Here is a 12,576-nt window from a genome sequence, read left to right as displayed (position 1 = left end):
TCTGCTGTATATGAAGCTGTGCATTTTTTATAAAAACTTTTTTTGACAGGTAAGAAAGCATAAAACATTCCTACCTGCATAAGTTCAACTAAGGCTTTCTCCATTAGGACTTGGCGATAAGCCAAGTTTCCTAATAATCAGGATATCTTGCACTAATATTGAATGTCGTTATTAAATATAAGGTATCTTTTGCTGTTCAGTTGTTTCAAGGCCCGATTTCTCCGATAACAATAATAAATCATGGGATCTTGGTGGGTTATTAGAACCAGATTGATGAATATAAACTGCTTTCACAATTCTCTAACACTAAGTGGCCAATGAAGAGACTGCAGTGGTAATCCTTACTCCGATATAAGTTTTTCATTGTTTTAAAGTCGCTATCGGATGAACTGATCCAATAATTGATAAGTTCTTCCTTATCCACCTAATCACCACCTTCAACTGTCTATTATTATACCCATATTTTTGCATGATTGCTACATACACTAATTATAAAATATTAAGATTTTTAATTTTCGAATGTGTTAAATTCTACAATATTTACCTTTAAAAATACTACTTCAATTTATCTTTCATTACGTCTGCTACCTGCTGAGCATTTAAATCATTTTCCTCATACAATTTATCAATGATATTTTGATAATCCTCTTCTGTTCTGTTTTGACTCAATTCATTGATTTTAATATTAGAACCAACGATCCCTCTTATTTGTTTTAACGTCTCGGGAGAAAGATTTTCCACAAGGCTGCATGCTTACGACGGATTTCATAATTTTCCAAAAGTAATATAATGTCTTCCTTCAGTTCTTCTTCACTCATAATCTTGCTGTTCCGTAAACATGTACTGATTGATAATTCCATGTAGGTACATCCTCCTCTTTATACCAGGAAGAGGGTACATAGGCGTGTGATCCCTGGAACATTATTAGTACATCGTTATTCTCGTTCCCGAACGTTTTCCATTGCGGGTTTACTTTAGCGATATGTCCGGTTAAATAAATATCATCATCCATTTTACGCAACATCAAAGGTATATGCGTTGCAATCGGTTTACCTTCTTCCGTAATTACAACAGTGCCAAAACCATTCCGCTTAATGAATTCTTTGATTTTCTTCATATCTGTTTCTTTGTAATGTTTGGGTATGTATATTGTGCAGATCCTTTCCAGGCTGGGCAACAACTTTATTTGGGGTTTTGTAATATTGCACTGTAATCTCTTATTCCAGCAGGTTTTTAAACATATTATACCACTGTACACCAGCGTGCTCGGACTCCGATCTTCCATGATTTACAAAGCCATGCTTTTCATAAAACGGGACTAATTCCTCTCTGCAGGTTAAAGTGATAGCATCCCTTCTTTTTTCTTTTGCGAGTTCTGTCAGTTTTTCAATAAGCATGGTTGCTATACCCCTGTTTCTCTCATTTTTTGAAATAACAACACCCAAAATGCTCTGCACTCCGCCTTTATCGAGGTTTTTGGTTATTCGTTTAAAGAGATCATCGGTGATATATGGCTGCTGAATTACCGGACCATTGATAAATCCTACAATGTCTCCTTCTATTTCTGCCACCAGGAAGGTGTCCGGTATAAGGTTCATTCTATTAATAAAAACCTCTTTTGTGGCAGCTTCTGCTTCGATAAAACTGTCTTGTTCGATTTTCAAAATCTGATCTAAATCTTTAGGTTGTACATCTCTTATTCTGACCATAGTATCACTCCCATTAAATCCTGCTTTCTTTTTTATCTCCCTATTTCTGATGATGCCCCAGATGACCAGCCCGACCAGGAAGAGAAACAAAACTGAAAATATAACGCCATTGCCCGTTTCCTGATTTGCAAAATTACGATAGGCATACATAGCCATGGCGATTGAATTGATGCATAGAGCAAGGAGTATAAGCGGATGAATCTTCACTTTTTCCAACCATACTCATTCCTTTCAAACTAAATAATTTACATAAAACTATTTCAAGCGAAAATATGGTCTAAATAATCCCCATGCCCTCGAACCAGTTCAACTTCATTCCTGGAAGACATCCAGAAAAAACGGAAGGTCAACCCCACTTCAGCCCCTCCCCCTGTTGGCTGATAAGCCCACTCATCGGGAGGATTTTTCACACTAATCTCATAAAAAAATCTATGATGTATTTCACCGTCATCGTTTTTCCAAACATCTTCAGCTATTAATCTAACGACATCGAATTCCATTAATCCTGTTTCCTCTTCCACTTCTCTAATCACTGCTTGATAAGTGTTTTCCTTTTCTTCAACCGTCCCTTTAGGTATTTGGATACCTGCCTCAGGTATTGGATGTTTCAAAATCAATACCTGCACCTGACAATGTATGATCCTTGTTATGTAGGCATATACTTTCTTCATTCCCAATCAATCTTTTTTTTCATTGTACTATAAATCCTGCGACAACCGAATCATATCTTTACACTGGATGCCGTTTTCAAATATTTCTTCTGAATAATATCTGGTGAAAAAATCTTTATCAATGCCGCTTATTCTAAATCCACATTTTTGGTATAAAGCAAGCTGACCAATGCTAGAGTTGCCAGTACCGATTTCCATTGTTTTATAGCCTTTATCTTTTACTTTTTTAATAGCATCCATTACTAATTGTTTACCTATACCTCTTCCATGTTGTTCTTCTGCTACAGCAACATTTATTAATTCGATAGTTTCAGGTCTGGTGGGGAGCAGTACATAAACGCCGACAACTTCTTCGCTGGTTTCAGCAACGTAGCATTCTCCCCTTTTTAAATATTCCTCCACTATTTTTCGGGATGGATCAGCCAACAACAACAAATTCATTGGCGCCTGTTCGTGTTTTTTTAGTTTACGAATTTCCATTTTGCATCTCCTTTTGCAAAAAGTAAGCACAGGGACAAAAATGCCCATGTGCTTTCATTCATTATTTTTTAATCGGAATCCATATCTCACTGTAATAATCCTCAGCTGAAGGGTCGTCATCTGAAGGATAAACCTCCATCTCAGGTCCGGCAGCATGCTCATAACCTGTTGCCGGAAACCATTCGGTGAAGATTCTTTTCCATACTTTCGGCATGGCATCAGGCATAGCTCCATGTACCGGAAAAACTGCCCAAGCTGCACCTGGGATTTGATGTTCTTCCCAATCAGTCGGCAGATTCACGATGTTATTTTCCGCTCCAATCAAGTAGGTTACATTTTCCTGGGTACTATCAAAATCACTGCAAATACCGAGCAATCCAAGCGTTCCTGCATGTTCAGCAAGCTTCTTCACAAAACCATTTTGATTGGACTCCACCCAAAACTCAGCAATCTTCTGGTGGTTTTCTCCACCGTTTGTCGTCGTTCGAATACTTTTTCCAACAACTGAAAAAGCATCCTTTTCCACAATTTTGTAATCCATCTCCACATCACCCTTTATTTGAATTTGAAAGGAGAGTTTTGGATAGGCCTTTAGTGACTTACTATGCTTTCTCGCCTCACTTGGACTGACACCATGAATACGTCGAAATGCTTTCGTGAAAGATTCAGGTGTTTCATAACCATATGTTAAAGCAACATCAATCACTTTCTTTTTGGAATGAACGATTTCCTGAGCAGCTACAGTGATACGGCGATTTCGGATATATTCACTGACGGTATATCCGGTTAGCATGCTAAACATTCGCTGGAAATGAAATTTGGACATACAAGCTATTGCAGCAATATCTTCGATGGGAAGATCACTGTCCAAATTATTTTCGATATGTTCAATGCTATCCACCATTTTCTGAAAGCCATCCATGTATCTCTCTCCCTTCTAAATTCAGTTTAGCAGCACTGTGACGGTTGTTCCTGTTCTTGAATGCTCTTTGATGACAGGGTCTGATATTCTTAATTTTTCACCCAGTATTCAGTACAATCCTTGCTTCTTTCCATAAAACCAAAATCTATCAAATATCTTCTAATTGCAGCAAAATCACTGTATATTTCCTTTAATATATCATTAATTTCTTATTCGGTGTATATTCTAGTCGATTCAAAATGTTTGATAATATTTTCCAGAGCAATCCATTTTCGTTTTTCCTTACTTGGAATAGTATCTAATTTACCATCAATACCTTGTTTAAAATAGGTTAATAAGACCTTCTCCCTTTCTTCTGTGATCGCATAGCGTTTATCCATCATTTTCTCCCACCTGTTCTTTTTAGTGTTCTGTCAATACGGCGTACTTTCTCGAAGCAGTCAATCAAACGCCGAGACAAAACTTAGTACACTAACTAATTAAAAAACTCCATATGTCCTTTTTCCTCTTTGTAATAATCCAGTCTATCTTGCAAAGTGCCTGTATGAAATTCAAACTTATGACCGTCAGGATCTGTAAAGTAAATGGATTTTTTGTCTCTCTCATCTCTTTTCCGCCCGGACAGTATGTTTACATTTAACTCCTTCAACTTTCTGAACATATTGTCAAAATCCGCTTTGTCTATGGAAAAAGCGATATGTGTGTAGGACTGTGCTATTTCATTGCGGGGAATTTCTCTTTCCTCATTGAGGGCAAGCCACATTCCATTTAAGTCAAAATAAGCAGTGCTTTTGCCTTTCACCAGCAGCTTTGAATCGAATACGTTTTGATAGAATGCTATGGAGTTCTCTAAATCTGAAACAGAAAATAATAAATGATTCAATCCTTTTATGGTCATCCTTTCACCTCATAACTATAGTCTTTTTCCCATGATCACTTGTAAATTGTCTTCGGAGATCACTGGTGCTTTACTATTAATCACCTGCCAGCCCTTTGTCCTGTATAAGTTTATTGCAGGGTCATTTTCCACAACTGTTGTTAACACAGAAGTCTTATGGTAAAGGTTTTCAAGGAGCAAACCATGCAGCTTGCTTGCAATACCAAGACGTCTATTATCAGGATCTACAGCTAGTTCTACAAATTCAAAGCAGTTGTCCAGCCAAGTATTGATTTCGTCTGCGGATAACTGGTTTGCAATTTTTTGATGGTAAAACTGTTCAGGCATACTTGTATAACCATAGGTAAAACCTGTTATATTCCCGTCACTATCTATTGCTTTTAGGCCTTTAAAACCTTCATAACCTGCGTGATTGTTCAGATTTTTTAAGGCGTTTTCTTTATCTTTAAGCGAAAAATTATCTAAAAATATTTTACAGTATAGCTCTCCTATTTCATTCAAATCAGGGTCGTTTTTATAGAATGGAATGAATTTCAGGTTTGCTCTCACTAACTATTCCCCCTGGGTGTTGATTGATCTGCTTTAAGAACGGTTGGGTAAGATTTTTTTTTAAAAAGATTAAAATTTCATAGTTTCATACCATCTAGGCTGTACTTGACTAAAGTAATCATGATCATCCAAAAACAAATACATTCTATCCAGCATGTCATTTATATTATCCGGATCAAATTTCAAACTCCATACCACGGTTGAGAAAACACACATTGCCAGGTAAAGGGAATACAGCCGCCAAAAATATTTATTCGGTTCCTCATGATTGAAATATCCTCTGATTTGCCCTATGGAAAAAGGAATACTAATTTCCCGGCTAAAGATGCCAATTTTAAGAAATTCATGATAAGGATCTCCCCAGTCGTATCTGTTAAAGTCAATAACACCGGCAAATTTCTTATCCTTCACTATGATGTTTCCAAGATGAAAGTCATCATGTTGAAACAGATTGGGGCGTTGTTTCATGAGATGAATATTTTTCTCAATATACTCCATTATTTTTTGGTCGTTTTTAACTTTCACTCCACTTTCCAAGTATGCATCTATATAATTTTTATGCTTTTTCACTTTCCGAGAATACCATGAGGTTACATGATTTGGTGCAGCGAGTTGGTGCATTTTTTTCAGTTCTTTCCCGGCAGTAAAACCAATATCAAATTGATTTTTTTCTGTGTATTTATTAATTTCTTCCTCAGCATCTATACCATCAATGTATGTTGTGAGCATATAGCCACAATCTCCCACTTCACCTACAGAAACAGGGCGTGAACAATTGATGTGTAAATCTCTCATCTTTTCCTGAATGCAATATTCCTGTTTTTTTTGTTTTAAATCATCCGGCTTAAACATTCGAAGAAGCAACCTCTTATCATTCATATGTATCAAATATTTTTCATCAGATGAAAATCCTTTTCTAATTCGAATAATGTCTTTACAATTGTTTAATTCAGGAATTTGATTTATTAACGTTTTGATTGCTTTCACCGCCTTTTACCTATCCAATATGCTTGAAGAATATATGGTTTAAAACTAATAAAGTACACGAACAATTTCACTAGTTTTAAAATATAAAACTTTACTTATTCATTCATCAGCTGTAATCTTTATATATTTTTTTCGTGTCATCTAAACGCTTAATAAACGCTAAAATAAGTTCTTTAGGGTAAATAATACGAACTTTATTTCCAAAACGAATAATTTGCGTAATAGCTTTATCAATACTGTAATAATTTTTATTTACAATAATTGTTCCGCCTGGATTATTCACTATTTCATCTTCCTGGAAGTTATCTAATACCTGCGCCCGCATCTCTTGGCTAAATTGGAGGCAAACCGTGAATGGCCTTATGCTGCTTCCCAAATTTTCATCTTCTTTTTCGTAAATATCTTCCATCGTATATGGACGTCTGGTAAAATCGCGATTTGTGTTATAAGTTTCAGTTATCCGGGTTAATTTAAATACTCTGAGTTCATTTCGCAGTAAACAATATGCCCAAGTGTACCAGTGGTAATCTTTCAAAAAAATTCCCATGGGTTCAATGTCCCGCTCTGTTTCATTTCCTATATGATCTACATAGTGAATCTTAATTATACTGCAATTCTGAATAGATTTGTATATTATTTGAATATGCTGCGAACTATTATTCGAATGTGAAATTTGTAATTGGATGTTTTTATCTTGCGTTGGTACTGAGTCAATCAACTGATTAATTTTCGAAATCAAATCATTGATACTTTCGAACCCAGTAGCCTTTTCAATGCTTTTCAATGCCCACTGTATAGAGAGCAGTTCATCTAAAGTAAGATACTTTTTTTCCAATTTGAACCCATCCATTAATTCATAACCGCCTTCTTGTCCAGGAAGTGATATTATGGGAATTCCTGCACGATGCAGAGAATCGATATCTCTATATATCGTCCTCTCCGATACTTCAAAGTATCTCGATAATTCAACAGCCTTTATTCTTTTTCTGTGAATCAGTAACACAATAATTCCTAATAAGCGTTCGATTTTCAAGGTTAGTCCCCCTGTATATCATTTCTTAGATATTGTGCAGTTAGTGAGTTACTCCTTGTCACTAAATCATGTGGTGTACCAGTGAACATGATTTCTCCTCCTTTATTTCCTCCATCAGGTCCAAGATCAATAATCCAGTCTGCTTGTTTCATTATATCCAGATTGTGTTCAATTACAATAACGGTGCTGCCGTTATCAACTAAACGATTTAGAATGGATAATAAATGTTTAACATCAGCCATGTGAAGTCCAGTTGTCGGCTCGTCCAGAACGTAGATATTACCAGAACGGTACAGCTCGCCAGCTAATTTAATTCTTTGACATTCTCCACCCGATAATGTATTCAACGGCTGACCTAATGTCATATAGTCTAATCCTACTTCTGATAAAGCTTTTAAAATGGAAAGCCCTTCTTTCCCCTGAAAAAATTGAAGTGCCTCTAGTACTGACAAGTCTAATACATCTGAAATAGATTTCCCATCTAGCTTATACTGTAGCACTTCATCTTTGAACCGCTTCCCATTACATGTTTCACAAGTCGTTCTAATACGCTCAAGAAATGCAAGATCTGTATTAATAAATCCGTTCCCCTGGCATTCCGGGCAAGCACCTTTTGAGTTAAAACTAAAAAGTGATTTACTTACATTATTGGCAGAGGCAAAGGAATCTCGGATTGCATCCATAATGCCTGTATATGTCGCTGGCGTTGACCGAATCGAGGTACTCACTGACTTTTGGTCGATAACAATGGCTTCTGGATGCTGTTCTAAAAACGCCTCAAAAATCATTGTACTTTTCCCCGAACCGGCTACACCAGTAATTACAGTGTGAACACCACAAGGAATATGAACTGTAACATTTTTCAGGTTGTGTTTTGAGGCATCGACAATGGAAAGATATCCGTTATATTTACGAAGTTCTTTTTTTAATGATTGTTTCGCCCTCATATATTTTCCAGTTAGAGTATCAGCGTCGTATAACCCCCGAAGATTACCTTCATAGACAATTTCTCCGCCATTTGTACCTGCACCTGGTCCAATATCGACTATATGATCACCAATTTTAATAACATCCTTGTCATGCTCAACTACTATAACAGTGTTTCCTTTGTCCCGAAGTTTTTGGAGCATCCGATTAAGGCTGTGTACATCATGGGGATGCAGTCCAATACTCGGTTCATCAAAAATATACATCATATCCGTTAAACTACTATTAAGATGCCTTATCATTTTCACACGCTGTGATTCTCCTCCAGACAAGGTTGATGTTTCTCGGTTCAGCGTAAGATAATAAAGCCCCATATCCACGAGATGATGTAATCGATTTAAAATGTTGGAAATGATCGGTTTTGCGATTGGAGCATGTATTGTTTCAATTACCTTTATCAATTCTCCTGCTTCCATAGCAGCGAACTGAGCAATGTTATCACCATCTATTTTGCAATTTAATACCTCTTGGCTTAACCGAGTTCCATTACAAGCTGTGCAATGTGTTATAGTGATAAAATTCTTCACATTATTCGATAATTGATTGATCTCTTTTTTCAAGTACATGCGTCTAAACCTGTCTGCAACGCCTTCAAAATACTTGACGGGTTCGTTTTTTAAGGGTAATACGATTTTCTTGTCTTTTCCATGCAGCAACGTTTGCCACTCTGCATCCGTGTAATCCATTAACTTTTTATCCGTATTGAATATGCCTGAGATTAAATGTTTCTGCCAATACCAAGTCCCCGCGGAGAATGTGGAAAACAAAATTGCTCCTTCATTTAATGATTTTGTTTTATCGATTAGTTTCTCTATATCAGGCTCAACCTTTCGACCAATTCCCTGACACTTTGAACACATCCCTTTCGGATTGTTGAAGGAAAAAACATCAGATTCGCCAATAAAGGGCTTTCCAATACGGGAAAATAATAATCGCAATAAGGCGTAAATATCTGTGACTGTACCAAGTGTTGAACGTATATTTCCTCCTAATCGTCGTTGATCAATCATCACGGCGGGGGAAAGATTCTCGATGGATAATGCGTCTGGTTGACTGTATGATGGTAACCGATTTTGAATATACGTCGTAAAAGTCTGATTCAACTGGCGTTGGGCTTCCTTACTTATTGTGTCGAAAATGACTGATGATTTTCCAGAACCAGAAACGCCCGTAAATACAGTGATCTTCCTTTTTGGAATAGTTAGCGAAACATTTTTTAAGTTATTTTCCTTTAAGCCAACAAGTTTAATAAATTGATTTTCAATCATATTAACCACTCCTGTAAAGATAACATTATATAAGTCATTATACAGAAGTACCCTGACAACATTATGTCTGGGATGAAAAATAGATTTCTTAGGATGTATACCATGGTTCAATACTGTAGAAGGAGGCTGATCGCTGGAAGTATAGAGAATATTAATATTTGACTTCTTTTCATGTTACAAGCATTTTTTGATATCTTTTACTTCTTTAAAATATCAAGTTTTTAAAGAAGATTATCCCATATTTTATACTCCATTCTTACCACCCCTTGTATGATCAAGCTTTTGGAATTGAGGACTGTGCATAATTTTATAAATAAAAGCATCTTTGGCTTCCCTATAATATTCCATTCCTTTTCCTTGCCATGTCCTTTTTAACTCATCATACTCCAGCCTGTATTGATCATTCTGCAATAGAACATCACGGAACTACCAAAAGAAATCAAATTCAGAATTCATTACAGTCAGTTGCACCCCCAAAAGAGGACTCATAGAGTCATCTTTAAGTGCCCGGGAACGCCTCTGTTTTGATACTGCCTTCGTTGATTTCATATAATAATGAAAGTGCCTTAACCGCTTCTGGAAATTGTTCAGCAGTAACCCGAACCTGTATATCCAAATCTCCTTTTGTTAAGCTGTTTGGAATGGCTGTACTGCCGACGTGTTGAATATCAGCCTCCGGAATGTATTCTTTAATTAGTTCCATTTGGGATAAAAAAGCCTGCTCCGCATCGGCTTTGAATAAGCTGGTGCTATTAAAATTCACTTTTTTCTCCATCTACGTTTTTGCAAAGTTTTTCGTTATGTAATCAATAAGAAGTTCCCTATCTTCTGGAAAAGATAAATCTATAGTTTTTATTTCGTTTATGGTTTTCCAGGCAATATCATATATAAGTTGATCCGGGTCTTGAAAATTTCTATTCCCACCAACGATTTGCACAAGGAAATAATGCACTTCAGCTACTGTATTCCAATAGTCATAACGCGCTCTTTTCAATTTGATCTTTTCAACAACTTTAACTATGTATCCTGTTTCTTCCTCTACCTCTCTAATACAGCATTCCTCAAACGTTTCTCCCTTTTCTCTTCCACCAGAAGGAATAGACCATTTTTTCTTCTCTTCGGGTTTTCCCTGTAGAATCATTAGTAATTCAGCATTTTCATTCACACATACTCCCGCAGAACCAGACCACTGTTTCATAGACATCAACACCCCTTTATGTGAACTGTATTATAAAAACTTATATAGATTCAGCAATCCGAACAATTCTCTCAATACTCAATCGGCATCCTCATTCTTTTTAAGCGTGCGTTGTCCAGTTCTTTTTCTAAAGCTTGGACAAATGTTGTTTTCCTGCTATGTATTTTGCCAACTGTTATAACCACTAATCTTTTCACCATTCTACCGCCTTTACAACATATCTTAATTTTCCTTCTCTGCAGATAATGAACTCATTAATTTTTACTATGAAGGTTTACGATAAAATTTAAGCTGATATAAACCAGTAACTAAAAAGATAAATGCAGCCAGTTCAATCGTTTTTGGGACCAATGAAAACCAGGCAACCAGTTGTGCAATAGTCATGTCAAACCATAATTCTATATTTTCGGATACCACCCTGTCTACATAACTTTCTATGAAGCGCGGCGCTGCATAGGAATAGAGTTTATGAATGATCAGTAAAGCAAAAAAATAAACGCCTGCTTTAAATGCATGTTTTCTACTAATCAACAGCCCAATTATTAATAAGGTGAAAATGAGAATTGAAATTATTATCCCAAGTATTCCTCCTATGTTTCCTATCAGAAAAAACACCACCTTTGCATCTAAATTAAAACTTTGCTCCTTTTTTCACGGCCTTAATATCCTTTCATAAATCCTATCAGTAACCTCAGAGACTGATAAAGTTCCGTCGACAATCAAGTCCGAATTTGGCTTAATCGTTTTAAGCATCTCAAGATATCCGCGCCTTCCTTGTGAGATGTAATTTTCCATATCTGCAAGGATATCTTTACTGGAGCTATGCTTAAAATCTCTCATCATTCGGTGCACCATGGCAATATCCAATGGCGTATCAATAAAGACGGCAAAATCAATGAATTTACTTGTTCTAGAATGCTTATAAGCAAACGGAAAATCAATGACATTATAATCCAATGGTTCATGATTCAATTTTTCCAGGTCCCGAATTAATGGAGTTAAGTTCCAAAGGTCATAATTTGCTCCCTTGTCAACCCAATCAACGATGTCGGGCCCCTCAAAATCGTAGTCATCAAAAAATAATGCTTTAGAATTATGTAATCTGTTATTTAACTGTTTTGTGATTGTTGTTTTCCCTGCACCTGAAACTCCGGCTATGGCAATGACAAGTGCTTTTTTCTTTTCCATCGTAACTCTGCCCCCTGGGACTTCTTCTGTCATTAATTTATTTCCTTTCATAAACATGGAAATAATAATCATAAGGGTTTTCCTCATTCTTCATTCCTTTTTCAACTGATACTTCTTTCCAATCATCGTCATTTACTTCAGGAAAATACGTATCTCCCTCAAATTCATGATGAATTTTCGTAATATGCATTTTCTCTACATAGGGCATGAACAATTTATAGACCTGTTCGCCCCCGAAAATGAATATTTCCTCTTCATTTTTGCACAGCTTAAATACTTCTTCGATGGAGTTGGCAATCTCACAATCTTTAAAGCTAAAGCTCCTATCTCTAGTTAGAACGATATTCCTTCTATGAGGCAATGCCCTTCCTATGGATTCGAGATTTTTTCTACCCAATATGATTGGATGACCTTTTGTTGTATTTTTAACATAATCCCAATCGTTTGGAATACGCCAAGGGATATCATTGTTCTTGCCAATTACACTATTTTCATCCTTGGCAACGATTAAAGATACTTTCATATGCAACACGGCCTTTCTTTTTCAAAATTTTGTATTGGTTCATTGTAAAATGAAATGCAACAGCTAAATAAATAGAAAGCCATCGTGAAACCACGTATAATTAAGGTTGACAAAAACACAAACCATACGGAGGTAATTCACGATGACTCAAAACCATTCTAAC

The 12,576-nt window shown here is 36.3% G+C and carries 15 protein-coding genes and 2 pseudogenes; all 17 read right to left on the bottom strand.

What is annotated here, in order from left to right:
- Window positions 1-555 precede the first annotated feature (555 nt).
- The 17 genes and pseudogenes from ACDX78_RS08380 to dfr all read right to left on the bottom strand — a co-directional run bounded on the left by ACDX78_RS08380 (window position 556) and on the right by dfr (window position 12,413).
- Window positions 556-1,150 (bottom strand): annotated as a pseudogene (locus tag ACDX78_RS08380) (FMN-binding negative transcriptional regulator).
- 67 nt (window positions 1,151-1,217) lie between these two features.
- Window positions 1,218-1,916: a GNAT family N-acetyltransferase gene (locus ACDX78_RS08375; protein ID WP_486027138.1), complete on the bottom strand. Its 699-nt coding sequence runs from the start codon at window positions 1,914-1,916 to the stop codon at window positions 1,218-1,220.
- Between the two features lie 53 nt (window positions 1,917-1,969).
- Entirely contained in the window at window positions 1,970-2,380 is a 411-nt protein-coding gene (locus ACDX78_RS08370; protein WP_486026937.1) for an NUDIX hydrolase, read from the bottom strand.
- 27 nt (window positions 2,381-2,407) lie between these two features.
- Window positions 2,408-2,860 carry a GNAT family N-acetyltransferase gene (locus tag ACDX78_RS08365; RefSeq protein WP_486026935.1) on the bottom strand — a complete coding sequence of 151 codons (453 nt, stop codon included), beginning with the start codon at window positions 2,858-2,860 and terminating at the stop codon, window positions 2,408-2,410.
- A 61-nt stretch (window positions 2,861-2,921) separates the two neighbouring features.
- Window positions 2,922-3,782, bottom strand: coding sequence for an AraC family transcriptional regulator (locus ACDX78_RS08360; protein WP_486026933.1), 861 nt, complete (start codon window positions 3,780-3,782; stop codon window positions 2,922-2,924).
- An 89-nt stretch (window positions 3,783-3,871) separates the two neighbouring features.
- Window positions 3,872-4,162, bottom strand: a pseudogene (locus ACDX78_RS08355) (DUF2087 domain-containing protein).
- A 95-nt stretch (window positions 4,163-4,257) separates the two neighbouring features.
- On the bottom strand, window positions 4,258-4,680 hold the full coding sequence (fosM, locus tag ACDX78_RS08350; RefSeq protein WP_486026931.1) for a FosM family fosfomycin resistance protein: 423 nt from the start codon (window positions 4,678-4,680) through the stop codon (window positions 4,258-4,260).
- Between the two features lie 15 nt (window positions 4,681-4,695).
- Window positions 4,696-5,229, bottom strand: a complete 534-nt coding sequence (locus ACDX78_RS08345) for a GNAT family N-acetyltransferase (protein WP_486026929.1) — start codon at window positions 5,227-5,229, stop codon at window positions 4,696-4,698.
- Between the two features lie 69 nt (window positions 5,230-5,298).
- Window positions 5,299-6,216, bottom strand: coding sequence for an aminoglycoside phosphotransferase family protein (locus tag ACDX78_RS08340; RefSeq protein ID WP_486026928.1), 918 nt, complete (start codon window positions 6,214-6,216; stop codon window positions 5,299-5,301).
- 106 nt (window positions 6,217-6,322) lie between these two features.
- The gene (locus ACDX78_RS08335; protein ID WP_486026926.1) at window positions 6,323-7,249 is read right to left on the bottom strand and encodes a helix-turn-helix transcriptional regulator; all 927 of its coding nucleotides are present in this window, start codon (window positions 7,247-7,249) and stop codon (window positions 6,323-6,325) included.
- 2 nt (window positions 7,250-7,251) lie between these two features.
- Window positions 7,252-9,501 carry an ATP-binding cassette domain-containing protein gene (locus tag ACDX78_RS08330; protein ID WP_486027136.1) on the bottom strand — a complete coding sequence of 750 codons (2,250 nt, stop codon included), beginning with the start codon at window positions 9,499-9,501 and terminating at the stop codon, window positions 7,252-7,254.
- Between the two features lie 502 nt (window positions 9,502-10,003).
- Window positions 10,004-10,267 (bottom strand): GrpB family protein, encoded by a 264-nt coding sequence (locus ACDX78_RS08325; protein WP_486026924.1) that lies wholly within the window; start codon window positions 10,265-10,267, stop codon window positions 10,004-10,006.
- Window positions 10,268-10,279: 12 nt separating this feature from the next.
- Window positions 10,280-10,702, bottom strand: a complete 423-nt coding sequence (locus ACDX78_RS08320; RefSeq protein ID WP_486026923.1) for an NUDIX hydrolase — start codon at window positions 10,700-10,702, stop codon at window positions 10,280-10,282.
- A 71-nt stretch (window positions 10,703-10,773) separates the two neighbouring features.
- A complete protein-coding gene (locus tag ACDX78_RS08315) occupies window positions 10,774-10,899 on the bottom strand; it encodes a hypothetical protein (RefSeq protein ID WP_486026921.1) in 126 nt (41 codons plus the stop codon).
- A gap of 67 nt (window positions 10,900-10,966) precedes the next feature.
- Entirely contained in the window at window positions 10,967-11,233 is a 267-nt protein-coding gene (locus ACDX78_RS08310) for a hypothetical protein (protein WP_486026919.1), read from the bottom strand.
- Between the two features lie 120 nt (window positions 11,234-11,353).
- Window positions 11,354-11,890, bottom strand: a complete 537-nt coding sequence (locus ACDX78_RS08305; protein WP_486027134.1) for a nucleoside/nucleotide kinase family protein — start codon at window positions 11,888-11,890, stop codon at window positions 11,354-11,356.
- Window positions 11,891-11,927: 37 nt separating this feature from the next.
- Complete coding sequence (dfr, locus tag ACDX78_RS08300) at window positions 11,928-12,413, bottom strand: DfrD/DfrG/DfrK family trimethoprim-resistant dihydrofolate reductase (RefSeq protein WP_486026917.1); 486 nt, start codon at window positions 12,411-12,413, stop codon at window positions 11,928-11,930.
- Window positions 12,414-12,576: the final 163 nt, after the last annotated feature.

It is taken from the genome of Virgibacillus oceani, from assembly GCF_041521345.1.
GTDB classification, from domain to species: domain Bacteria; phylum Bacillota; class Bacilli; order Bacillales; family Amphibacillaceae; genus Virgibacillus_N; species Virgibacillus_N oceani_A.
This window is presented reverse-complemented; position numbering and strand designations above follow the sequence as displayed.